Source organism: Mycolicibacterium sp. CBM1 (genome assembly GCF_054073305.1).
In genome coordinates, this window is sequence record NZ_JBSXPP010000022.1 from 54,798 (window position 1) to 76,420 (window position 21,623).

Sequence of the window (21,623 nt, forward strand, 5' to 3'; positions counted from 1 at the left end):
GACTACTTCGGCGGGAAGCGCAGCGCGCCGTCCAATCGGATGGTCTCGCCGTTGAGATAGTCGTTCTCGGCGATCGACAACGCCAGCGCGCCGTATTCGGCCGAGCGCCCCATCCGCTTCGGGAACGGCACCTGCGGGCCCCAGTAGGCCTCGAGCTGGTCGGCGGCCTTGCCGTAGGCGGGGGTGTTGATGGTGCCAGGCGCGATCGACATCACCCGGATGCCGAGCGGTGAAAGATCCCGTGCGGCAACCAGAGTCATGGCGACAACACCACCCTTGGCAGCCGAGTACGGCAGCTGCCCGATCTGTCCTTCGTACGCGGCGATCGACGCGGTGTTGATAATCACCCCGCGTGCCCCGTTTTCGTCGGGCTCCTGGCGCGCCATTGCGGCCGCGGCGTGTCGCATGACGTTGAACACCGCGGTCAGGTAGAAGGTGATGGTCTTGGTGAATGCCTCCATCTCCATGGGGGAGCCGTCCTTGCCGACCAGCCTGCCGCCACCGGCCGGACCACCGTGGGTGTCCACCGAGATGCGCAGCGGTCCGAGTTGCTCGGCCGCGGCGATCGCGGCCAGCACGTCGTCGTCGTTCGTGACGTCGGTCCGCACGTAGGGGATGGCGAGTTCGGCGGCGAGTTCCTTGCCCTTGTCGTCGGCCAGGTCGGCGATCACGACCTTGACTCCGGCTCCGTGCAGTCGACGCACGGTCGCCTCGCCGAGGCCACCGGCGCCACCGAAGACGACGGCCGAACTCCCACTGATCTGCATAGCGTTACCCTTCATGCAACATGCGCTCTCAATCAATGAGAATAGTATTCTCATGCCGGCTGAAATTGGTCAATCGCACGAGGAGACTCCATGCCCGAAGCTGTCATCGTGTCGGCACTGCGCACCCCCATCGGCACCGCCAACAAGGGCACCCTGCGTGACACCGACGCCTACCGGCTCGCCGATCACGTTGTCGGTGCGACCGTGGCCGAACTCGACTCCTATATCGAACGTGCCGACATCGACGACGTGATCCTCGGTGAGGGTCTCTACGGCGGCGGTGTGGTGGCCCGGCACGCCGCGATCACCGCGGGCCTGACCTCGGTGCCCGGGCTTGCCACGAATCGGCACTGCGCTGCGGGGCATGCCGCCGTCCAGAGTGCCGCCGCGAGTATCCGGGCGGGGATGGACCGGCTCGTCATCGCCGGCGGGGTGAACTCGGCGTCGACCTCGCCGCGGTTCAAGCGACGAGCGGGTGAGGAGTTCGTCGACTGGTTCCCGCCCACCCATCCCGACCGCGCGGACGCCCCGAACATGGACATGTCGATCACGGTCGGCTGGAACGCCGCGGTGAAGGCCGGTGTCACCCGCGAAGAAATGGATGCCTGGGCACTGCGCTCGCACCGCAACGCGATCGCCGCGATCGATGCGGGCCGCTTCAAAGAGGAGATCGTCCCGATCGACACCCCGCACGGATTGTTCGACACCGACGAGAATCCGCGCCGGGACACCAGCATGGAGCGGCTGGCCGGCCTCAAACCCCTGCATCCGGAAATCGAGGGGTTCTCGATCACCGCGGGCAACGCCTGTGGCGCCAATGACGCCGCGGCCGCGCTGGCCCTCGCCAGTGACAGCCTGGGACTGCCCGCGCTGGGCGTCATTCGCTCATGGGCCTCCGTCGGTGTCGACCCCGCCGAGACCGGCTTGGCTCCGGTCTCGGCGATCGGCAAAGCGCTTGCGCGCGCCGGTCTTTCGCTGTCCGACGTCGACCTCTTCGAGATCAACGAAGCCTTCGCCGCGATGTGTGTGGCGACCGTCAAGCTGCTCGACATCGACCCCGACTTGGTCAACGTCAGCGGCAGCGGATGCTCACTCGGACATCCGGTAGCCGCGACCGGTGCACGGATGCTGGTGACGATGACCCGCGAACTGCGCCGCCGTGGCGGCGGTATCGGAGTGACCGCCATGTGCGCCGGGGGCGGAATGGGCTCGGCAACCGTCGTCGAGATTGCGGCACCCTGACGTAGCGTTGCCGACCATGGACGTCGCCGAGCTCATCGCCGCGACGACGTCCCGGCGCAGCTGGGACCTACCGCCATCCCGGTGGTCGGTGTGCCGGCGACGCGGTGCAGGCCGCCAAGGCGGGTTTGCTCGAGGTCGCCGCCCCGGGCTCGCGCTCAGGCGCTGTCGCTGGCGCAGAGCAGCTTGCGGCCCCACCCGGCACTGCAAGCCCTGGCCCTGGCTTGTCGCCGAGGGCCGGACCGATCCCTGCACGGCCGCGGAAACCCTGATTGCGCAACAAGATTCAACGGTTGCCAAGTGAGATGGAAATCCGTTATCGGCGGCGGTGAACGCCGTTCTCGCCTTACTTGCGGGCGAATCCCTGTGAGCAGAATGCCCACACTTCGTCGCCGGTGATCGGCGTGTGGCCGCCCTGATCGTCGGGCGCTGAGCTCGACTGGGCGATGAACATGATGGTCTGCATCGTCATCGCCGCGATCCGGCGGGGGTTGGCGTCCTTGCGCAGTTCGCCAGCGGCGGCCGCATCCTGCATGAGCTCGGAGAACAGCGCCACCAGCGGTGCGTGCGCCACCTTGACCTCGGCGGGGTGGGAGATCAGCAGCTGCGGGGCGAAGTCGGTGAACAGTGGGCGCCGAGCGGCCGGATCGGGCCGGGACAGCTCGAACAGCAGCGTGACGGCCACCTTGAGTCGATCCAGCGGATCCTGCTGCGCCGACGTCGCGGCGCGGATCTGGTCGGAGGCACGGCTCAGGGCGTCTTCGAACAGCGCCAACAGCAGCTCGTGCTTGCCGTCGAACTGAAGATAGAAGCTGCGCAGTGACTGACGCGACCGATCCACGACCTCCTGCACGGTGAAATCGGTGCTGCCCTTCTCGGTGATGATCGCCTGCGCGGCGTCGAGGAAACGCTGCACGCGCTGGCCGGCGCGCACCTTAGCGGTCCGGATCGACCGCTCGACGGCGCGCTGCTTCCAGGCGGGTTCTTCGCTCGGGCTGTTCACCGCGCGGCCCTGAACAAGCGCCGACCGGCGATTCGGAAGGAGGTCACGGTCAGAGAGTACTACTCTCAAGCGCGAGAATTATATTCTCCGTGCAATGCTGGGCGAATTTTTGCGGCATTGACAGACTTCGACAGTCTAAACCGGTTGAAACTGCCGCAATATGATCGCCGCAATGGCGTCCGTCACAGATTCGCTAGCCGCGGGGCGTGGCCGAGTGACCGGATTAGCGCACCCGCCGCCCCGGTGAGGTCGCGACTGGAGCCGAGCAGCCCGTCGAGGACCATCGCCCGCTTGACCTGGCGGTGCAGGTCGTGTTCGGCGGTGAAACCGATACCGCCGAGCACCTGCTGGCAGTGTTTGGCCGCGGTGAGCGCCGCCTGGCCGGCGGCCGCTTTGGCCAGCAGACAACTCAACTCGCCCGGGTCTTCCTGAGCTACCAGCAGCGTGGCCTCCGCGCCCTCGATGGCGACCAGTGTCTCGGCGAGCCGGTGCCGCACCGCCTGGAACGAGGCGATCGGCCGGCCGAACTGGACCCGGTCCAGCGCGTGCCGGCGGGCCAGTGTCAGCATCGTGCGCGCCGTGCCGACCAGCCACCAACCCAGGGCGCGCCGTCCGGCGTCCAGCGGCAGGACCTCACCGGGCTCAGTGGCATGAATGGGCAACTCGTCGTCCACGGCCGAACCCGCGCCGTCGGTCCGCTCCCAGATCACCCAGCGTCCCCCCGTGAAGGGGAGGGCGACCGTCGTGCCAGGGACGCGGCCGGCAGCGGCCAGGACGACGTCGTTGATCACGCCGGCATGGGTGCCGGTCTGGCCCATCAGCCCGAACACCAGCGCGGTCGCCTCGTCGGGTGCCTCGCCGAGCATCTCCTGCCAGCCGAACTCGGCCAGGGCGCCCTCGACGTTCGGTGTGCCGGCGGTGGCCGCCGCGTTCATCGCCTTCTGCATCGCATCGGCCAGCATGCCGAGTTCGCTGTCGTCCACTGCTCACTCCTTGCCGAGGTCGAGGAGCCGACGGGCGATGATGTTGCGCTGGATCTCCGCGGTCCCGCCGTAGATGGTGGCCGAACGGGAGTAGAGGAACTCCGAGCGCCACGGGGTCTTGTCGAGTTCGGTGACGCCCGGCAGCACGTCCCGGACGGTGTCGTAGAGCCGCTGCTCGGCGCTCGCCAGCAGCACTTTGTCGATCGAGGTCTCCGGCCCCAGCCTCGCCCCGTCGGCGAACCGCCGCTGGGTGCCCGCCGACGTGCAGCGCGCCAGGTGTAGCGCGAGATAGGCCGCGCCGACGTCGGAGTCCGACCTGTCCGGGGACTGCGGGTCCGCCGCGATCTCGGTAAGCAGCCGGTCCATCCGGGTGTACAGATAGGCGATCCGCTGCCAGAAGCATGTCGACCGTTCGAACGGCAGCAGGTCGTTGGCCAGCTGCCAGCCGTCGCCGGGATTGCCGAGCAGTCGCTCGTCCGGGACCACCACGTCGTCGAAGTAGACCTCGCAGAACTCGTCGACGCCGTGCATGGTGCGCAGCGGTCGTACCGTGATGCCCGGGGTGTCCATGTCGACGAAAAAGGCGGTGATCCCCTGGTGTTTGGGAGTATCGGCCGATCCGGTCCGGGTGAGCAGGATGCAGCGTCGGGAGAACTGCGCAAAGCTCGTCCAGACCTTCTGGCCGTTGATCACCCACTCGTCGCCGCGCCGGCCGGCTCGGGTGCTCAGCGACGCCAGGTCGCTGCCCGATCCGGGCTCGGAGAACCCCTGGCACCAGTGCTCGTCACCGCGCAGGTAACGCGGCACCATCTCGGCGGCCAGCTGCGGGGAAGCATACGAGATCATGGTCGGCACAAGGACTTCCATCATCGAGTACGGTCCTGGCTCGGCCAGGTTGCGGCCCAGGATCTCCTCGGCCACCACCAGACGCAGAATCGCGGTTCCGCCTAGGCCGCCGACCTCGGTGGGCCAGCCGTACCGCATCCAGCCCGCGTCGTACAGCTCGCGGCGGACCCGGCTCATCTGGGCCATGTGTCCGGCCAGCGAGTGATCCGGTCCGGGGCTCAGGTCGTGGTCGGCCAGCCAACGGGTCAGTTCGGCGCGAAACTCGGCCAGCGGCATGTGGGATTCGCCGTGCGTGCTCATCCGCCGGCTGGCCGGCCGATCGCATGCGGACGGCCCGAGTCGTGCTCGCCGCTACGCCGGATGAACGTCATCGCCCGAGTGTGCAACCGCCAGCCGTCAGCGGTGCGCAGGTATGTGTCGCGGTAGTAGCCGATGCGCATGTCGTGGGCCGAGTGCTCGATGAAGCACAGTGGCTGAGTTCCGGTCGCCGCGTCGGGATCGTTTTCGTCGAACTCGATCAGCGATTCCCCGGTCATGAACAGCCCCTTGGGTGCGGCCTCGACGAGGGCCGGAAACACTGCTAGCGAATAGGTTTCACCGAAGGCGCTGTAGCTGCCGTCGTCGGTGAACACGGTGACCAGCCCTTCCACGTCGCCCCGGGTGATTGTCACCGCGTACCGGGCCAGCAGTTGCTGGATCTCGACGATGTCATCAGTCCGCCTTGTGGACATAGACTTTCCCGCCTTTCATCACGAAACTCACGTCCATGGCCGTCGCCCTGAGTGCGGCGGGTTGACCTCGATGTCCATCGAACCTGGCAGCAGGATCCAGTCGCCCAGATCGCCGACCTTGACGATGCGGGGGCGGACAACCTAGACCGCCGGCTCCTTGACGATTTCGACCCCGGCCACGGCGCGGTCCAGGACCCTGGGCTTCGCATCGTCGGGCATGTCGTGCAGTGGAAAGCGGGCGTCGAGGTACACCATGACCTCCTCGAGTCGCACCATGCCCGCATCGTAGAGCTCCTGCATCTCGTCCGTCGTGGAGCCGAGACGCTCGGCGTAGCGCTGCGGCTCGCTGGCCAGGATCCAGTCACCGAACCGTTCCAGGTCGGCGAACTCGGCGGGCAGCAGCCTTGTCTCAGGCATGTGCGGGACTCCCGTTGGTCATGGCGGGCCGCCAGGGTGTTGGCGCGCTGGAGGGCGCACTCCTTGAACGTCACCGCCGTCAGTTCCTGCGACAGCCGTCGGCGAGTCTTCTTCTGCGGCGAGAAATACAGGTTCGCCTCGAAGGTGTGACTGTCCACACCCGTCGGCCAGTAGTTGTACGTCAAATACCAGCCGGGTGCCCAAAACAGCAGGGTGAAGTGCGGGAAGAACTCGAAAGAGTCTTGGCCCCAGGGCTTCTGGCGGGCTGGGTTGACCGCTGGCGGCAACTCGGCGGGCGGGATGCCCTTGCTGTCGGGCCGCTCCCACGGGCCGAGCGGGCCGCTGTGCAGGACGCGCTCGATCGGCTTGAGCATGTTTAGGTCCCTAGGCGGGCTCATGTCGCCCCAGGACGGCCGGATGGCCTCGATGTCGGCATCGGTCAATCCCTCCGCCTTGGCCATGTCGACGTGGTGGGCCCACTCGTAGGCGCTCCCGCGCCGGTGCGCGACACGCAGGACCGCAACCTCCCGTAGCCGTGCCGGCAGTGTGGAGCCGAATAGCAGGTGGACGTTCAGGACCCAGATAGGCCCTGGCCAGATCGGGATGCCGCACAAGTGTGGACAACGCGGTGCCGGCCCCCTCGGGATTCTGCCGGGGCCGGGGCGCCATGCCCTGGCCCTGCAGCGCGAGCCGGACGTCGTCGTCCCACTTGCCGGCTGGTAGCGGTGGCAGACGCACCGGTAGTCACCTCTCGGCCGAGAGAATTGTATTCTCAATTACGAATAATAGATTTCCACGAACTGCGCAACAGGTCAATCCCTGGCCTTCGAAACGATGGAAAGCCCTGGTCAGCTGGCAGAAGCGGGCAGCCGACCGGGCATCCCTGCGGCGGGGTAAGTGGATTGCGGGATGTTGATTCTCGCACTAGGAGAAGATAGTTTTCATGCATCGGGCAGCGACGGAAGGGCACGCCATGCGTAAAGAGGACATGATCCTGATCAGCGTCGATGACCACATCGTCGAGCCGCCTGACATGTTCGCCAACCACCTGCCGAAGAAGTACGCCGACGACGCCCCCCGGCTGGTGCACAACCCCGACGGTTCGGACATGTGGCGCTTCCGCGACACCGTCATCCCCAATGTCGCGCTCAATGCGGTGGCCGGCCGGCCCAAGGAGGAGTACGGCCTCGAGCCGCAGGGGCTCGATGAGATCCGGCCCGGCTGTTACAACGTCGACGAGCGAGTCAAGGACATGAACGCCGGCGGCATGCTCGGATCGATGTGTTTCCCCTCCTTTCCCGGATTCGCCGGGCGGCTGTTCGCCACCGAGGACGCTGACTTCTCGTTGGCGCTGGTGCAGGCCTACAACGACTGGCATGTCGAGGAGTGGTGTGGCGCCTACCCGGCCCGGTTCATTCCGATGACGTTGCCGGTGATCTGGGATCCGGTGGCCTGCGCCGCCGAGATCCGTCGCAATGCCGCACGGGGTGTTCACTCGCTGACATTCAGCGAGAACCCTTCGGCGATGGGCTATCCCAGCTTCCACGACTTCGACCATTGGAAGCCAATGTGGGACGCGCTGGCTGATACCGACACGGTGCTCAACGTGCACATCGGTTCCTCGGGCCGGTTGGCGATCACCGCGCCGGACGCACCGATGGACGTGATGATCACGCTGCAGCCGATGAACATCGTGCAGGCCGCGGCGGATCTGTTGTGGTCCAGGCCGATCAAGGAATACCCGAACCTCAAGGTCGCGCTGAGTGAGGGCGGCACCGGCTGGATTCCCTACTTCCTCGAGCGCGTGGACCGGACCTACGAGATGCACTCGACGTGGACCGGCCAGGACTTCAAGGGCAAGCTCCCCAGCGAGGTGTTCCGCGAGCACTTCCTGACGTGTTTCATCGCCGATCCGGTCGGCGTGGCGACGCGCGATCAGATCGGTGTGGACAATATCTGCTGGGAAGCCGATTACCCGCACAGTGACTCGATGTGGCCCGGTGCGCCGGAGCAGCTCGACGAGGTACTCAAGGCCAACGACGTCCCCGACGACGACATCAACAAGATGACCTACGAGAACGCGATGCGCTGGTACCACTGGGACCCGTTCACGCACATCTCCAAAGAGCAAGCCACGGTCGGTGCGCTGCGCAAGGCCGCCGAAGGCCACGATGTCTCTATCCAGGCGCTGTCGAAGAAGGAGAAGACCGGCGCCAACTTCGCCGACTTCGCGGCGAGTGCCAAGCAGCTGACCGGCAACACGGACTGACCGGTTCGGTCATCGCACCGCCGCAGCGGTCGAGGAGCATGAAATGTCTGCCAGGATGAGCTTCGAGCTGACCGAAGATTAGGAGCGTATCTGTAAGTCATTGCGGGATTTGGCTTCACGCTTCGACAACCACGGCTGGATGGACTGCGACCAGAACCACCGATTCCCTCAGGAGTTCGACTATGAGGTCGCGCAGGGCGGTTGGCTGGGCATCACCGAAGCCACCACCCTGGCCGAGGAGGTGGCCCGCTCCGGTGGTGGGACGAACGCCACCAGCGCGATCCACCTGTCGATCTCCGGAATGCAGCCGGTGGTGGTCTTCGGCTCCGAGGAGGTGAAGGCCGCGACACTTCCCCGGATTGTCAGCGGCGACGTGCCCGTCTCCCTCGGTGTCAATGGCCGAGTACCTCTGCGCGGACGCCGGGTTCGCGGCTGCCGACCGCGCCCTGCAGACCCACGGCGGCATGGGCTACTCGGAGCACTACCGCACGCCCGGTGCTTCCGGGAGTCGTGCCTGATGAAGATCGCGCCCGGCAGCCAGGAGATGGTCCTGAACTTCCTGGGCGCCAACGTTCTCGGTCTGCCCAAGAGCTACTAGTGGGGAGCGGCCGTGGGGCCGACCGTATGGTGATCGGATGACCTCTGTCGACCAACCGGCCGCCCCGCTGGCCGGCGTCACCGTCGTTGCGCTGGAGCAGGCGGTCTCGGCTCCGATGTGTACCCGCGTCCTGGCCGACTTCGGGGCTCGTGTGCTCAAGGTGGAGAACCCGGCAGGTGGCGATTTCGCCCGGCACTACGACGACGTGGTCAACGGGCCCGGCGGCCTTGCCGCGCACTTCGTCTGGGCCAACCGGAACAAGGAATCGGTGGCGCTGGATCTGAAGTCACCGGACGGCATCGCCGTCCTGCACCGGCTGCTGGACCACGCCGACGTACTGGTCTCCAATCTCGCCCCCGGCTCCACCGCGCGGCTGGGCATCTCGCCGGATCAGCTGCGCGAGCGGCACCCCGACGTGATCGCGGTCGAGATCGACGGCTACGGCGCGGGCGGGCCGCTTTCGCACAAGCGTGCCTACGACCTGCTGGTCCAGGCCGAGTCGGGATCGTGTTCGGTGACTGGCTTTCCCGGAATGCCAGCCAAACCGGGGCCGCCCGTCGCCGACATCTCCTCCGGCTTGTACTCGGCGCTGTCGATCTTGGCATTGCTGTATTCGCGCGATCGTCGACCGCGCCGCGGGGGCACGGTCAACGTGAGTCTGTTCGACACCATGATGGACCTGATGGGCTACCCGTTGACCTACACCCAGCACAGCGGTGTCGACCAACAACCGCTCGGAATGAGCTCGCCGGCGGTGGCCCCCTACGGGGCCTACGACACCGCCGACGGGCAGACGGTGGTGCTGGGGACCACCAACGACCGCGAATGGCAGCGGCTGGCGCGCGACATCATCGAACGTCCCGACCTGGCCGACGATGTGCGTTTCGCCAGCAACGCCAACCGCGTCGCGCACCGCGAAGTGCTCGACGAGGCCATCCGAACATGGTGTGCCCGAAGCGATCTGGAGCAGATCCAGCGCACGGCCGACGCGGCGGGAATCGGCAACGCCCGCTACAACGTGCCCAGCGACGTGCTTCGGCACCCGCAGCTCGGCGACCGGGACCGCTGGCGCACCGTGCAGACCCCGAGCGGGCCCATCGCCGCGATCCTGCCGCCACCGATCATCGACGGCTACGAACAGCCGATGCAGGCGGTGCCGGGCCTCGGTGAGCACACCGATGCGGTTCTGACCGAATTCGGTGTGGGCCCCGAGCAGATCGCCGGACTGCGTGAACGGGGCGTTATCGGCTGAACAGGCCTGAACAGGAGGAGCGGCCATGCAAGAAGCGGTGATCGTCGAGGCGGTTCGTACGCCGGTCGGTAAGCGCAATGGCGGACTGTCCGCGATGCATGCGGCCGACTTGTCCGCGGTCGTGCTGAACGAACTCGCCGAACGAACGGGGCTGGACCCGCAGACGGTCGACGACGTGGTGTGGGGGTGCGTCTCACAAGTCGGCGACCAGTCCAGCAACATCGGCCGCTTCGCTGTCCTGGCCGCCGGCTGGCCGGAGTCGATTCCCGGGACCACAGTGAACCGGGCCTGCGGATCCAGCCAGCAGGCACTGGATTTCGCGGCGCATGCGGTGATGAGCGGCCAGCAGGATGTGGTGGTGGCCGGTGGGGTCGAGGTGATGAGCCGGGTTCCGCTCGGCTCGGCGCGCGCCACCGGGATGCCCTACGGGCCCGCAGTGCTTGCTCGGTACGAGGGTTTTTCGTTCAACCAGGGCATCTCGGCGGAGATGATCGCGCAGAAGTGGGGCTTCTCGCGCACCGATCTCGACGAATACTCGGCGCGCAGCCATGAGCTGGCGGCGGCCGCGCAGGACCGCGGTGCCTTCACCGATCAGATCGTGCCGGTGCCCACCGACACCGGTGTCGTCACCGCCGACGAGGGCATCCGGCGGGGAACCACCACCGAAAAGCTCGCTGCGCTCAAGCCGGCCTTCACCGAGGACGGCGTGATCCACGCCGGAAACTCCTCGCAGATCTCCGACGGTGCAGCCGCTCTGCTGGTGACGACCGCCGAATACGCCGCCGCTCAAGGGTGGACGCCGATCGCCCGCTACCGAGCCGGCGCGGTGGCCGGTGCCAACCCGGTGCTGATGCTCACCGGCCCGATCCCGGCCACCGCGAAGGTGCTTGCCAAGGCCGGCCTGGGCATCGGGGATATCGGGGTCTACGAGGTCAACGAGGCGTTCGCCCCGGTGCCGCTGGCCTGGCTGGCCGATACCAGTGCTGACCTCGAGCGGCTCAACCCCCTGGGTGGCGCGATCGCACTCGGTCACCCGTTGGGCGGCTCCGGGGCGGTGCTGATGACCCGGATGCTGCACCACATGCGCGACCACGACATCCGGTACGGGCTGCAGACGATGTGCGAGGGCGGCGGCACCGCCAATGCCACCATCGTGGAACTGCTCAGCTGAGCTGGGGGAGCCGGGGCGCTGAAAAAACCTTCACTGAGACTCTTGTCACACCGCGCAAACCAACCTACTGTGTGTTCACTAGGTTGGTCCGATCATGTCTGACGAAGGGAGCCCGGTGACGACCGCAGACTCGTCTACTCTTGACGAAAGCGCTCATCGCCGCCCCTACGCGACCCTTCTGGCCAAGGGCGAGGACCGCAAGCAGCGCATTCTCGACGTCGCGCAGCGGCTGCTGGCCCGCAACGGCTGGCGCAGCACCACCTTGGCCCAGATCGCCCGGGAGGCCGGCGTGACCGCCGCCGGACTGTTGCATCACTTCGAATCCAAGGAGCAACTGCTGCACGCGGTGCTCGACGCCAGGGACGCCGACGACGTGCGGCACGCCGGTCAGCACACCGGTGACCTCGCCGAGGCGATCGAGAGCGCTGCCGAGCGGTTCTACCGCTCACCGGAGTTGGTGGGAACCTTCGCGGTGCTGATGGTCGAGAACATCGCTCCCGACGCTCCACTGCACGACCGGCTGGTAACCCGCTATCGACAGGCGGCCGAGATCCTCGCCAACCGGATCCGCATCGGGCAGGCCGAAGGGCGCTACCGAGAAGACGTGAACCCGGCCACCAAGGCCGTGGAAGTACTGGCATTTGTGAACGGAATGGAGACCTCATGGCTACTCGACCCGTCGATTCCACTGATCGAAGTGTTCCGGGAGTATTCCGAATCGCTGGCGAGCCAACTGGCACCGGTCGGCGGATCATGAGGTACCGGCTCGATGTCGTCGCACCCAGCGTCGAGGAGGCCGTCCGGCACGCCGGCGGGTGGATGTTCGACCGGGTGATGGCCGGGTGGGATGTCAACGTCCTGCTGGCCAACCCAGCCGATACCCGGCCGCTGACCATCCTCGGTGCCCAGTGCGTCGACTTCGAATCGATGCTCGCCGCCGGCGACGATCAGCCGCATCCGCAAGCTCTGGCGGTGGCCGCCGTCCTCGTCGAGGAGGACCCCCGGGTCCGCGAAGGCGTGCGTCGGGCCCTTGACCACGGCATGACCGAGGTTGCGCTCTGGGGTGAGGCGCACCCCGCCGACCTCGACCGCAACGTGGATGCCGTGGTGCACCGGCTCAGCGCGGCTGCCCGGGTGTTCAAAGCGCAGGCACTGGCCGCGGCCACAGTTGCCGACATCGTGGTGGGGGCGGTCGAGACCTTCCGCAGCGGGGCTATGAGCTGTCCGCCGATCGGCGCCGACCTGGTCCCGGCCGGCTGACGATTACTCCTCGACAGCGATAGCCTGGCGCGGGCACTGCCGCACCGCATCGCGGATCTGCGCCTCGTTGTCGGGAGTCACCTCGTCGGAGAGCACATGCAGGTAGTCCTGGTCGTCGAGCTGAAACACCTCCGGGATGATGCCCATGCAGATCGCATTTGCCTCGCATAGTCCGAAATCCACCACGATCTTCATCGCAACACCTTCACCGGGACGCTGTGCCAACCCGCGACGTTCTGCATGTGTACCCGCTCCAGGCGGTCCCAGTGCACTTCGTAGCGGGGCATGAAATCCAGCAGGCGTTCCAGGGCGATGGCGGTTTCCATCCGGGCCAGGGCGGCACCCAGACAGCTGTGGATGCCGTAACCCAGGCCAAGGTTCTGGGCCTCGGTGCGGTCGCGGTCGATGTCGAACCGGTGCGCGTCGGTGAAGGCGCGCGGATCCCGGTTGGCCGCCGCGCCGATCACGAAGACCGGCTTGCCGGCCGGGATCGTGACACCGTGCAGGGTGACCTCTTTGAGGGAGTAGCGCACGTTGTACTGCACCGGGCCCTCGTAGCGCAGTAACTCCTCCACCGCGGCCGGAATCTTGCTGCGGTCGTCGAGCAACTTCTGCCACTGCTCGGGGAACCGGGCGAAGTTCACGACCGCGTTGCCCAACAGTTTGGTGACGGTCTCGGCGCCGGCGCCGCCCAGAAGCGTTGCGAAGCCGCAGATCTCGATGTCGTCGAGCATGCGCATGCTGCCGTCGTCGTTGGGGATCTCGGCAGCGATGAGCTTGCTGATCATGTCGTCCCGGGGGCTTTCACGCCGCTCCTGCACCAGGCCGTAGTAGTACATTGCCGTCTCTATGTTGGCCTGCATGCCGGCCTCGCCCATCTCCATCTGACCGGGCTCGCGATGCAGCGAAGTGTCGATCCAGATCCGCACCTGCTGGCGGTATTCCTCCGGAACGCCGGCCATCCGGGTGATGACCTCGACCGGGAAGGGTCCGGAGAAGTCCTGGACGACGTCGAAGTTGTCGGAGTCGGCGGCGGACAGGAACCGGTCGATCTGTTCGATGACGGTCTGGCGCTGCGCCTGAATGGTGCGCGGGGTGAACGCCTTGTTCAGCAGGCTGCGCATGTGCCGGTGCTCCGGCGGGTCCATGAAGATGATCGACTTGCTCGGCGCCTCACCGGATTTGACCATCGCCAGGTCGCAGCCATAGGCCGACGAGTACGTCTCGTAATCCTTGAACGCCGCGGCGACGTCCTCGTGGCGGGTGAGGGCATAGAAATCCATCTCCGGGTGGTAATAGACCGGTGCCTCGTCCTGCATGCGCCGGTAGATGTCGAACGGGTTGTTGAAGAACTCTTCGGAAAAGGGGTCGAAGACCAGTTCGGCTTGGGTCATGGCGTGCTCCTCAGCTGCGAGGCGATGGCTCGAGACGTTACGGAATACCGTTTGATCGTAACGCTAACAGCCTGCTCAGCGGGAGAGCTGAATTTGGCTGAATCCGTGCTATTCGGGGTGGGGGAACGCGGCGGTGACGACGCGGTCGAGCAACCCGAGATCACTACCCAGTTCGGCCACCGTCGCGCGAACCACGGCGACGTCCTTGCCGACGAACTCGCCTACCGCAGAGGTGAATCCGGCCGTCGAGCCGACCGCGGCGATCGAACCCAACGCCCGGCTGGTGCCGCTTCCGTGCGGTAGCGCCCGCAACAGGGTGGACTCGTCGACGCCGAGACGGCCGGCCAACCGCACCGCCTCGGCGACGATCCCGATCTGGGCGGCGAACACCGTGTTGTTGACCAGCTTGACCCGCTGCCCGCAGCCGGTCGCGCCGACATGGAGTACCGGGTCGCCATAGCTGGCCAGCACGGGCCGCACCCGCTCGACGGCGTCGTCATCCCCTCCGACGAACAGCGTTACCGTCCCGGCGGCGATGTCGTGCGGTCCGCCGCTGACCGGGGCGTCGATCACGGCGACACCGGCGCTGCGGCCATGTTCGGCCAGCGCTTCGACGGTCCGGGGGCTGCCGGTGGTGTGGACCACCAGCACCGAGTCCGGTCGCATGGCCTCGATCAGGCCGTCATCGAGGCAGATGCGGCGCACCTGCTCATCGGTGAACACGCACACCACGACGGCGTCGGCCTCGGCTGCCAGGGTGGCCAGATCGCTGACCGGCTGCGCACCGGATTCGGCCAGTGCCGACCGCTTCTCGGGGCTGCGGCCGAGCACACGGACGTCGTGACCCGCGCCGATGAGACGGCTCACCATCGGGGCGCCCATCCGGCCGGCACCAACGAACCCGATGTTCACCTTGGGGTGTCCATCAACCTCAACGTGGCGTCGGCGGCGTCGAGGACTGCCCCCGGCTGGGCGCCGGCCTGCTCGGCGATATCGGCGACCAGCCGAACATCTTTCTGCAACAGGGGTCCGGCGAGCTTGCCGAGTTCCCCGAGGTCCCCGCCGCGGCCCGCGACGACATTGAGCGCGAAACTTCCCGCGCTGCCCTTGGAGATGATCTCGGCGAGCTTCTGCGGCGAGACACCGAGTTCCTCGCCGAGCCGCAGCGTGGTGGCCGCGGTCGCCAGATTCGCGGTGAACATCAGATTGTTCAGCAGCTTGGCGACCTGTCCGGCCCCGACGCCGCCCAGGTGAACGATGGGGTCGCCATAGGTGGCGAACACCGGACGCATCCGCTCGACCACCTCGTCCTCGCCGCCGACCATCACCAGCAGAGTGCCTGCCTGGGCAGCGGGTCCACCGCCGCTGACCGGAGCGTCGACCACCGCGACGCCGCGTTGGGCGGCCTGCTGCGCGAGCTTTCGGCAGGTCTCCGGGTGCACGGTGGCGTGCACCGCGATCACGCCACCGGCTGCCAGACCGTCGAGCACGCCGCCGGCCCCGGCGGCCACGGACATCACGTCGTCGTCGCCGACGACGCACAGGCACACCAGATCGCTGTCGGCCGCCAACTCCGCCGGTGAGGCGGCCACGACCGCCGCGGTGTCGGCGAACGGCTCGACCGAGGCGGCACGGCGCGCCCACAATGTGGTTGGGTAGCCCGCCTCCACAATCCGACGCGCCATCGGTGCGCCCTGGCTACCCAACCCGATGAATCCCACTCGCACTAGCCGGCCTCCTTGGTCGCGTCAGCGGTGATGCATTGCTCGAAAAAAGACATGATGCCCGAGTGGTACTGCGGCGCAGACCATCCCAGACTGATGTTGTGGCCGGCGTCGTTCTGCAGGTTGACCACCACGCGCGGCGCCGCGCTGAAGAGTGCGGCGATATCGGCCAGCGACTGCGGTGTCGATTCCCAGACCCGTTCGTATTCGGCGGCGGTGAACCGCACCGCTGAACGTACCTGCGCGGCCAGCACGGGGAAGTCCCGATGTGCCCAATGCTTCGAGATCTCGCCCTCCTGCGGCGGTGACCCGGCCGATCCGACGGCCCGGGGCACGTCGGACGGATAGAGCTCCTCGGGTGCCCAGATGAGTTCGCGCAGGCCCTTCGGGCGGACGGTTTCGGTGGTGTGTCGCAGGATGTCTGCTGCGGCAGGGTAGTGCCGCAGGCCGGTTCCCGCGAGCTCGATACCGAGGAGGTCGCGTCCGCGTTCGTCGACAGCCATCCGCAACGCCAGCTCGCAGCCGTTGGAGTGGGCCACGACGAACATTCCGGCACCGCGGCCTCGCGCACCGAGTATGGCGTCGGCGGCTCGGTAGGCAAGATCCACCCGGCGCTGCGGCTCCCACATCTGGTCCGCGTACGGGCCCGACGCCCCGTAACCCGGGCGATCTATCGCGATGACGGTGAATCCACTTGCCGCGCACAGTCGTAACAGCGACAGCTCGGGATGTCCGGGACAGTCGAAGTACGCGGCCGAGGATGCCCCGCCGTGCAGCGCGACGAGCACCGCACGGGGTGCTGCAGCTTCGGCGAACAACCCCGACATCGGGATCCCGTCGACCGGGACCACGCGGCGCACCGGTGCCGGGAGTTCGGTCACTCCGCGACTCGCATCAGCAGCACGCCGCTGGGGGTTAGTCCACCGCTGCTGGCGACCGCTACCTTGGCATCGGCCACCTGCCGCGGGCCGGCTTCACCGCGCAGCTGGGTGACCGCCTCGTGGATCAGACCCATGCCATGGGTCCGGCCGTGGGACAACTGGCCACCGTGGGTGTTCAGCGGCAGTACTCCGTCGCGGGCGATGTTGGCACCACCGTCGAGGAAGTCCTTGGCCTCACCGATACCGCAGAAGCCGAGTGCTTCGATCCAGGACAGGCAGTTGAAGCTGAATCCGTCGTAGAGTTCGGCGATGTCGACGTCCTCGGGACGCAGCGACGTTCGCGACCACAGGTGCGCGGACTGGCCCAGCACCTGAGGCTCGTGGGTCATCGTGGTCTGGTCCCAGTCTGTGCGTTCCACGATCTGGGTTCCCACCGCCTCGAACAGGACCGGCGGCTTGGGCATGTCGCGAGCCGCCTCGACCGCCGACACGATCACCGCGACCGCACCGTCGCACGGCACGTCGCAGTCGTAGAGCCCGAACGGGGTGGTGATCAGCCGCGCCGAGAGGTAGTCGTCCATGGTCATCGGGTCGCGGTAGATCGCCGTCGGGTTCAGCGCGGCGTTGGCACGCTGGTTCAGTGCGATCCAGCCCAGGGTCTCCCGGGTGGTCCCGTATCGGTCGAAGTGCCGTTGGGCGTTGAGCGCTAGGGTGTGCGCCGCTGAGGTGGCACCGAACGGCATTTGCCAGCTGGTGGTGCGCAGTCCGCCGGGGGGCGCCACCTTGCCCTGTTTGACCAGTTCCTGAAAGGTCGCTTCCCACAACGTCCGGAAACACAGAACGTGGCGGGCCATGCCGGTTGCCACCGCCATCATGGCCGCGATCACCGAGCCGCCCGGCCCGAACGTGTCCATGCCGCCGTTGATCCAGGTGGGTCGCAGCCCCAGCGCGCCCTCGAGCGCCGTCACGCCACCTTCGCCCATCCCCGCGATGTCAAGACCGGGATAGGTGGACAACCCGTCGATGTCGTCGAACGTCAGGCCGGCGTCGGCAACCGCTGCCTCGCAGGCCTCGATGGTCAGTGACAGCGGGTTGACCATCAGGCGGCGTCCGAGCCGAGAGGCACCGATACCTGTGATGGCCGAGCGCTCTTCGAACTTGGCTGTCGTCAGCGGCGGCCGAATGTGGGCCGCGAAATCCTGCGGGGCGATCTCGTCGGCAGGTTGCTCGGCGAGTTGCTTGGGGGCCACCGGCCGGAACAGGGGCAGGTAGACATCGTCGTTCTGTTCGAAGACCACCTCCACGAGCTGGCCGATTTCCAGGTCGTCGGGATCAGCGCCGACGATGTTGGTGGTCAACCGAACTCGCGGGTCCTCCTGGATTGCCACCTGTGCCACCACGTAGGGCGCCGGCAGCCCGGGAATGCTGAATCGGTGATTGACAGTGAAGGCCGACAACACGGCCACCCCGCTGACCGGGCGCGGCTTGAGATCGTGGCTGCGGCAGTACCGGCACACCGGCTGCGGCGGGTGGATGAGCGAGGCGCAGCTTTGACACTCCTGGATACGCAGTGTGCCGTCCGCGCCTGAGGTCCAGAAGAATTCGTTGTCGGTCGTTAGCTGCGGCAGCGGGGCTCGGCTTGCGCCTGCGCTCATTGCGCGAAGCCCCAGCGGGCTTCGAATGCCGGTTCCTCGTCGGTGGTCGGCACCTTCGCGGGCGACTCGCCGTTGAACTCGTCGGGGCTGATCTCGACGATCGCGTGCACCGGACAGTCGAACAGCGCGCGCAGTACGTCACCGCGGTCGGCGTCGGGGACGACGCCGTCGCCGACCAGCGCGGCATAACCCCAGTCGTCCAGCGAGAAGTACTTCGGCGCGTGCTTGGCACAGGTGCCGAAGCCGTCGCACAGGGTGCGGTCCAGCCGGATCCGCATGTTCTGACTCATGATTGACCGATCGCCTCCACCTCGTAGGGCCGCTGGACCCTGAATGCACCGGTCCGGCAGTTGTCGCACTGATTCTCCAGGTGCTCCTCGACAGCCTGGGGAAAGTGCTTGAGCAGGCTCGCCGCCACATTGGCGGCGCCGTCGAGGGTGGCGCAGGCACCGCGTCCGCGCAGCACCACCGACCACCGCTGCAGCCGGGCCACATCCTCGGCCGTGGCGGCGCCGTCACGCAGGGCGCCGGCGACCGCGGCCATCGCCGCCGTTCCGTTGAAACAGGACCCGCACTGGCCGGCGTTCTCGCGGTCGAAGTAACCCAGCACGGCCGCCGCCACCGCCACCGGGCAGTCGTCGGTCAGGATGGCGACTGCACCGCAACCTAGGCCGCAGCCGAGTGCGCGGAACGTTTCGTGATCGAGAGTGGCGTCCAGCACGCTGCGATCCAGCAGCCCGGCGAAGTAGCCGCCCATCAACGCGCCGCGCACGGATTCGGCTGCCACACCGTGTAATTGCAGCAATTCGGTGAACGGAGTGCCGTGCTCGATCTCGTAGAGCGCAGGTGGCCGTCCGGCCCCGGAGACCGTCACCAGGAACGTCCCCGGTGATCCCGTCGTGCCTGCCGAGCGGAATTCGTCGGCGCCGTGCTGCTGCAGATATGGCAGGTTCGCCAGCGTCTCGACATTGCTGACCAAGGTGGGATGGCCGTCGACCCCATGCTGGAACGGCCGCGGCGGTTTGTCGGTCGGTTTGGCCGGTCCGCCGTTGATGACGCGCACGGCGGCGGTCTCCTCGCCAGCCACGTAGCTCGGCGCCACCGTCACCACCGAGATGTCCAGGCCGCCGACGGTGTCGAAGCCGAGCTCGCTCAGTGCAGCGGTGACGCTCTGGGCGGATTCCGGGTCGGAGACGTAGACCACGGCCCGCTGCGCCGCCACCATCCGGGCGGCCAGTCGCACACCGTCGAGCACCAGATGTGGCCGATGGCGCAGCAGCCAGCGGTCTTTCACCGATGCCGGCTCGCCTTCCTCGCCGTTGGCGACGACCACGGTCTGATGTCCGCGCAGATGCGCGGCTCGCACCGTCCGCAGTTTGGTCGCCAGGGGGAATGCGGCGCCGCCGCGGCCGAGCAGACCTGAGCGCTCGACCTCGTCGAGCAGGGCCTCGACATTGTCCAGCAGCCGGTAGCCTCCGGTGGCCTCGTAGGCGCTCTTGCTCTCGACGGCCGCGGGCAGCCTCAGCAGCCGCGGTGTTAGGCCGGGCGCGGTCGCCACGGTCAACGCCGTCGCTGCGTGCGCAGTCGCGTTCATTGCTCACCTCTTCTGATTCGGGCCCCGCGGGCGGGATCGCTAGGCTGTGCCGCATGAGAACGGCTGTTATCCGCGTTGACGTCGATCCCGGCGGTGCACTGACCCCGGAGCAACTTGCCGAGGGTGCGGAGGCGCTGCGGTCGCTGGCCGGCCATGGTGTGACGGCGGTCGACAACAACCTCGCTGCGATGCCGCGGGGACGGCGCGAGGCCGAGCTGTTGATGACCGGCGCCGACCTCGAGCAACTCAAACACGATGCAATCGCGCTGTGCACCAAGGCCTTCGGTGGCACGCCGGTGGTAGGGGTGGTGTCGTTCGTCAGCCGGGGAACCGACGAGGACGCCCTCGGCGTGCTGGCCGGATTCGGTCTCACCGGCGAGATCAGTCGAACCGCGGGGGATGACGGCTACGACGTTATCGGAGTGACGTTGCGCAAGGCCGACATGGCGCGCATTCCGGAAAGCAGAGTGCACACCGCGCTGGAGGCGGCGACCAACTGTGAGGTGCACATCCGCACGGTGTGAACCGGTGCGGGTGGTCATCGGCCGAGGAAGTCCAGAATGGCCGGAGCCGCCTGGACCCAAGTGTCGAACATGTTGAACCGCTTCACCTTCCCCGAAGCACGGTCCTCGCCGGCGCGCTCCCAGGCGTCCTCCGGCCAAGGCGGATCGATCAGCGTCGAGCCCTTGATGAGGCAGTTCACCTCCAGCGAGGTGCGTTTGGGGTGATCCCAGTCGTTCTCGCCGCCACGGATGATCAGGGTGGGGACGGTGATGTCTGCGAACAGATCGTCGTCGACTCCGGGGATCGCCTGACCGGGTTTGGGCACGAACGCGTTGAGCCAGCGCATCATGACGCGCAGGAACTCGTCGGTGTCCATCGCCAGGATCCGGTCCCTGTTGGCCGGGTTCTCGGCGATCCGCTCCTTCCACTCACTCACGTGCAGAAGGCCTTTGATGCCCAGTCCGCGGACGGCCAGGATGCTGGGAACCAGGTAGTAGGAGCCCAGGACAAACGACCCGTAGACCCCGCCGACGATGTTCCAGGTGACCAGCTTGGTGACGATCTCCGGGTAGAGGATGGCCGTCAGGATGGAGTCTCTGGCGCCGCCCGATCCGCCTGCGAGGACGCATGGACCGATGTCCAGTCCGGTGATCAGGGCGTGCAGTGTCTCGGCGCGCATGTGCGATTCGCTCTGGCCGTAGAACTGCAGGTCGGACTTGCCGCAGTTGGGCCGGTCCCACAGCAACACGCGGTAGCCGCCCTTGACCAGTTCATCGGCCAGTGGGCGCAGCCCCTCGATGTCCTTGCTGTATCGGCCACCGGGGGTCAGGGCGATGTATTCACCTGTGTCGCCGAGGATTTCGTAGACGACATTACCGCCGTTGATCTCGAGGACCTGCTCGCCGGCCCGCAGAGCCAGTCCGCCGGGGTTAGGCGAGTTCATGCCGTCACGAGGATGTCGTCGCCGACCACGCGAACGGGATAGGTGCGGATGCTCCACTCCGGCTTGACCGCCGTCGTGCCGGTCGCCAGCTCGAAGCCCCACTGGTGCCAGGGGCAGTAGATGAACTCCATGTCCCGGACCATCACGGCGTCGCCGGGCACATCCTCGTCGACGATGTTGCGCCCACGCGGTCGGCCCGAACACAGCGGGCCGCCCTCGTGCGGGCAGTAGTTGGCAATCGCGTAGAAGGTGCCGTTGACGTTGTAGACGCCGACGCCGTGTCTGCCGATCGGCACCAGCTTGTGGGTACCGGGCGGGATTTCGTCGACGGTGGCCACCACGTGCTCGCGGCCTTGGGCAAGGCGGGGCTGCTTGTCGGGATTCGTCATGTG

The 21,623-nt window shown here is 67.1% G+C and carries 23 protein-coding genes and 3 pseudogenes; 8 read left to right on the forward strand and 18 right to left on the reverse strand.

Annotated elements, in window-relative coordinates; all coding sequences use genetic code 11:
- Positions 1–2: 2 nt before the first annotated feature.
- Positions 3–767, reverse strand: coding sequence for an SDR family NAD(P)-dependent oxidoreductase (locus ACXDF8_RS23755; RefSeq protein ID WP_457225724.1), 765 nt, complete (start codon positions 765–767; stop codon positions 3–5).
- A 90-nt stretch (positions 768–857) separates the two neighbouring features.
- On the opposite strand from ACXDF8_RS23755, the gene ACXDF8_RS23760 reads away from it, so the two are divergent.
- Positions 858–2,009, forward strand: coding sequence for a thiolase family protein (locus ACXDF8_RS23760; protein ID WP_457225725.1), 1,152 nt, complete (start codon positions 858–860; stop codon positions 2,007–2,009).
- A 343-nt stretch (positions 2,010–2,352) separates the two neighbouring features.
- On the opposite strand, the gene ACXDF8_RS23765 is transcribed toward ACXDF8_RS23760, so the two are convergent.
- The 7 genes and pseudogenes from ACXDF8_RS23765 to ACXDF8_RS23795 all read right to left on the reverse strand — a co-directional run.
- On the reverse strand, positions 2,353–3,009 hold the full coding sequence (locus ACXDF8_RS23765; protein ID WP_457225726.1) for a TetR/AcrR family transcriptional regulator: 657 nt from the start codon (positions 3,007–3,009) through the stop codon (positions 2,353–2,355).
- A gap of 182 nt (positions 3,010–3,191) precedes the next feature.
- Positions 3,192–3,971, reverse strand: a complete 780-nt coding sequence (locus ACXDF8_RS23770; RefSeq protein ID WP_457225751.1) for an acyl-CoA dehydrogenase family protein — start codon at positions 3,969–3,971, stop codon at positions 3,192–3,194.
- Between the two features lie 24 nt (positions 3,972–3,995).
- Entirely contained in the window at positions 3,996–5,114 is a 1,119-nt protein-coding gene (locus ACXDF8_RS23775; RefSeq protein ID WP_457225752.1) for an acyl-CoA dehydrogenase family protein, read from the reverse strand.
- 20 nt (positions 5,115–5,134) lie between these two features.
- Entirely contained in the window at positions 5,135–5,569 is a 435-nt protein-coding gene (locus ACXDF8_RS23780; protein ID WP_457225727.1) for a nuclear transport factor 2 family protein, read from the reverse strand.
- Between the two features lie 141 nt (positions 5,570–5,710).
- Positions 5,711–5,986 carry a hypothetical protein gene (locus ACXDF8_RS23785; protein WP_457225728.1) on the reverse strand — a complete coding sequence of 92 codons (276 nt, stop codon included), beginning with the start codon at positions 5,984–5,986 and terminating at the stop codon, positions 5,711–5,713.
- Positions 5,965–6,396: pseudogene (locus ACXDF8_RS23790) on the reverse strand (SRPBCC family protein); the annotation flags it as partial. The pseudogene ACXDF8_RS23790 and the gene ACXDF8_RS23785, both read right to left, overlap by 22 nt.
- Positions 6,397–6,462: 66 nt before the next feature.
- Positions 6,463–6,762, reverse strand: a pseudogene (locus ACXDF8_RS23795) (hypothetical protein); the annotation flags it as partial.
- Between the two features lie 197 nt (positions 6,763–6,959).
- Here ACXDF8_RS23795 and ACXDF8_RS23800 point away from each other — a divergent pair.
- The 6 genes and pseudogenes from ACXDF8_RS23800 (at position 6,960) to ACXDF8_RS23825 (ending at position 12,536) form a co-directional block, all read left to right on the forward strand.
- Positions 6,960–8,255, forward strand: a complete 1,296-nt coding sequence (locus ACXDF8_RS23800; RefSeq protein ID WP_457225729.1) for an amidohydrolase family protein — start codon at positions 6,960–6,962, stop codon at positions 8,253–8,255.
- An 88-nt stretch (positions 8,256–8,343) separates the two neighbouring features.
- Positions 8,344–8,853: pseudogene (locus ACXDF8_RS23805) on the forward strand (acyl-CoA dehydrogenase family protein).
- A gap of 37 nt (positions 8,854–8,890) precedes the next feature.
- Positions 8,891–10,105: a CaiB/BaiF CoA transferase family protein gene (locus ACXDF8_RS23810; RefSeq protein ID WP_457225730.1), complete on the forward strand. Its 1,215-nt coding sequence runs from the start codon at positions 8,891–8,893 to the stop codon at positions 10,103–10,105.
- A gap of 25 nt (positions 10,106–10,130) precedes the next feature.
- Positions 10,131–11,276: a thiolase family protein gene (locus ACXDF8_RS23815; protein WP_457225731.1), complete on the forward strand. Its 1,146-nt coding sequence runs from the start codon at positions 10,131–10,133 to the stop codon at positions 11,274–11,276.
- Positions 11,277–11,370: 94 nt separating this feature from the next.
- Positions 11,371–12,033 (forward strand): TetR/AcrR family transcriptional regulator, encoded by a 663-nt coding sequence (locus tag ACXDF8_RS23820; protein WP_457225732.1) that lies wholly within the window; start codon positions 11,371–11,373, stop codon positions 12,031–12,033.
- Entirely contained in the window at positions 12,030–12,536 is a 507-nt protein-coding gene (locus ACXDF8_RS23825) for a hypothetical protein (RefSeq protein ID WP_457225733.1), read from the forward strand. The genes ACXDF8_RS23820 and ACXDF8_RS23825 overlap by 4 nt, the downstream gene beginning before the upstream one ends.
- 3 nt (positions 12,537–12,539) lie before the next feature.
- Here ACXDF8_RS23825 and ACXDF8_RS23830 read toward each other — a convergent pair whose 3' ends face one another.
- From ACXDF8_RS23830 to ACXDF8_RS23865, 8 genes are all read right to left on the reverse strand, one after another.
- Positions 12,540–12,731, reverse strand: a complete 192-nt coding sequence (locus ACXDF8_RS23830; RefSeq protein ID WP_457225734.1) for a ferredoxin — start codon at positions 12,729–12,731, stop codon at positions 12,540–12,542.
- Positions 12,728–13,930 carry a cytochrome P450 gene (locus ACXDF8_RS23835; protein ID WP_457225735.1) on the reverse strand — a complete coding sequence of 401 codons (1,203 nt, stop codon included), beginning with the start codon at positions 13,928–13,930 and terminating at the stop codon, positions 12,728–12,730. Before ACXDF8_RS23835 ends, ACXDF8_RS23830 begins: the two co-directional genes overlap by 4 nt.
- Before the next feature lie 108 nt (positions 13,931–14,038).
- The gene (locus ACXDF8_RS23840; RefSeq protein WP_457225736.1) at positions 14,039–14,842 is read right to left on the reverse strand and encodes an NAD(P)-dependent oxidoreductase; all 804 of its coding nucleotides are present in this window, start codon (positions 14,840–14,842) and stop codon (positions 14,039–14,041) included.
- Entirely contained in the window at positions 14,839–15,657 is an 819-nt protein-coding gene (locus tag ACXDF8_RS23845; RefSeq protein WP_457225737.1) for an NAD(P)-dependent oxidoreductase, read from the reverse strand. The genes ACXDF8_RS23840 and ACXDF8_RS23845 overlap by 4 nt, the downstream gene beginning before the upstream one ends.
- On the reverse strand, positions 15,657–16,535 hold the full coding sequence (locus ACXDF8_RS23850) for an alpha/beta hydrolase (RefSeq protein ID WP_457225738.1): 879 nt from the start codon (positions 16,533–16,535) through the stop codon (positions 15,657–15,659). The genes ACXDF8_RS23845 and ACXDF8_RS23850 overlap by 1 nt, the downstream gene beginning before the upstream one ends.
- Positions 16,532–18,190, reverse strand: coding sequence for a thiolase C-terminal domain-containing protein (locus tag ACXDF8_RS23855; protein WP_457225739.1), 1,659 nt, complete (start codon positions 18,188–18,190; stop codon positions 16,532–16,534). Before ACXDF8_RS23855 ends, ACXDF8_RS23850 begins: the two co-directional genes overlap by 4 nt.
- Entirely contained in the window at positions 18,187–18,468 is a 282-nt protein-coding gene (locus tag ACXDF8_RS23860) for a ferredoxin (protein WP_457225753.1), read from the reverse strand. Before ACXDF8_RS23860 ends, ACXDF8_RS23855 begins: the two co-directional genes overlap by 4 nt.
- An 8-nt stretch (positions 18,469–18,476) precedes the next feature.
- A complete protein-coding gene (locus ACXDF8_RS23865; RefSeq protein WP_457225740.1) occupies positions 18,477–19,784 on the reverse strand; it encodes an NADH-ubiquinone oxidoreductase-F iron-sulfur binding region domain-containing protein in 1,308 nt (435 codons plus the stop codon).
- Between the two features lie 53 nt (positions 19,785–19,837).
- Between ACXDF8_RS23865 and ACXDF8_RS23870 the strand changes: the two genes are divergently transcribed.
- Positions 19,838–20,308 (forward strand): hypothetical protein, encoded by a 471-nt coding sequence (locus ACXDF8_RS23870; RefSeq protein WP_457225741.1) that lies wholly within the window; start codon positions 19,838–19,840, stop codon positions 20,306–20,308.
- A 14-nt stretch (positions 20,309–20,322) separates the two neighbouring features.
- Here ACXDF8_RS23870 and ACXDF8_RS23875 read toward each other — a convergent pair whose 3' ends face one another.
- Both ACXDF8_RS23875 and ACXDF8_RS23880 read right to left on the reverse strand, forming a co-directional pair.
- Entirely contained in the window at positions 20,323–21,231 is a 909-nt protein-coding gene (locus tag ACXDF8_RS23875) for an alpha/beta fold hydrolase (RefSeq protein ID WP_457225742.1), read from the reverse strand.
- A complete protein-coding gene (locus ACXDF8_RS23880; protein WP_457225743.1) occupies positions 21,228–21,620 on the reverse strand; it encodes a Rieske (2Fe-2S) protein in 393 nt (130 codons plus the stop codon). The genes ACXDF8_RS23875 and ACXDF8_RS23880 overlap by 4 nt, the downstream gene beginning before the upstream one ends.
- Positions 21,621–21,623: the final 3 nt, after the last annotated feature.

Bases quoted from the DNA above. Each gene is read 5' to 3' on its own strand.
- ACXDF8_RS23875 (WP_457225742.1), bottom strand. From the start codon at position 21,231: ATGAACTCGCCTAACCCCGGCGGACTGGCTCTGCGGGCCGGCGAGCAG.
- ACXDF8_RS23825 (WP_457225733.1), top strand. From the start codon at position 12,030: ATGAGGTACCGGCTCGATGTCGTCGCACCCAGCGTCGAGGAGGCCGTC.
- ACXDF8_RS23815 (WP_457225731.1), top strand. From the start codon at position 10,131: ATGCAAGAAGCGGTGATCGTCGAGGCGGTTCGTACGCCGGTCGGTAAG.
- ACXDF8_RS23800 (WP_457225729.1), top strand. From the start codon at position 6,960: ATGCGTAAAGAGGACATGATCCTGATCAGCGTCGATGACCACATCGTC.
- ACXDF8_RS23755 (WP_457225724.1), bottom strand. From the start codon at position 767: ATGCAGATCAGTGGGAGTTCGGCCGTCGTCTTCGGTGGCGCCGGTGGC.
- ACXDF8_RS23785 (WP_457225728.1), bottom strand. From the start codon at position 5,986: ATGCCTGAGACAAGGCTGCTGCCCGCCGAGTTCGCCGACCTGGAACGG.
- ACXDF8_RS23860 (WP_457225753.1), bottom strand. From the start codon at position 18,468: ATGCGGATCCGGCTGGACCGCACCCTGTGCGACGGCTTCGGCACCTGT.
- ACXDF8_RS23865 (WP_457225740.1), bottom strand. From the start codon at position 19,784: ATGAACGCGACTGCGCACGCAGCGACGGCGTTGACCGTGGCGACCGCG.
- ACXDF8_RS23810 (WP_457225730.1), top strand. From the start codon at position 8,891: ATGACCTCTGTCGACCAACCGGCCGCCCCGCTGGCCGGCGTCACCGTC.
- ACXDF8_RS23780 (WP_457225727.1), bottom strand. From the start codon at position 5,569: ATGTCCACAAGGCGGACTGATGACATCGTCGAGATCCAGCAACTGCTG.
- ACXDF8_RS23835 (WP_457225735.1), bottom strand. From the start codon at position 13,930: ATGACCCAAGCCGAACTGGTCTTCGACCCCTTTTCCGAAGAGTTCTTC.
- ACXDF8_RS23770 (WP_457225751.1), bottom strand. From the start codon at position 3,971: ATGCTGGCCGATGCGATGCAGAAGGCGATGAACGCGGCGGCCACCGCC.
- ACXDF8_RS23855 (WP_457225739.1), bottom strand. From the start codon at position 18,190: ATGAGCGCAGGCGCAAGCCGAGCCCCGCTGCCGCAGCTAACGACCGAC.
- ACXDF8_RS23830 (WP_457225734.1), bottom strand. From the start codon at position 12,731: ATGAAGATCGTGGTGGATTTCGGACTATGCGAGGCAAATGCGATCTGC.
- ACXDF8_RS23820 (WP_457225732.1), top strand. From the start codon at position 11,371: ATGTCTGACGAAGGGAGCCCGGTGACGACCGCAGACTCGTCTACTCTT.
- ACXDF8_RS23760 (WP_457225725.1), top strand. From the start codon at position 858: ATGCCCGAAGCTGTCATCGTGTCGGCACTGCGCACCCCCATCGGCACC.
- ACXDF8_RS23870 (WP_457225741.1), top strand. From the start codon at position 19,838: ATGAGAACGGCTGTTATCCGCGTTGACGTCGATCCCGGCGGTGCACTG.
- ACXDF8_RS23880 (WP_457225743.1), bottom strand. From the start codon at position 21,620: ATGACGAATCCCGACAAGCAGCCCCGCCTTGCCCAAGGCCGCGAGCAC.
- ACXDF8_RS23775 (WP_457225752.1), bottom strand. From the start codon at position 5,114: ATGCCGCTGGCCGAGTTTCGCGCCGAACTGACCCGTTGGCTGGCCGAC.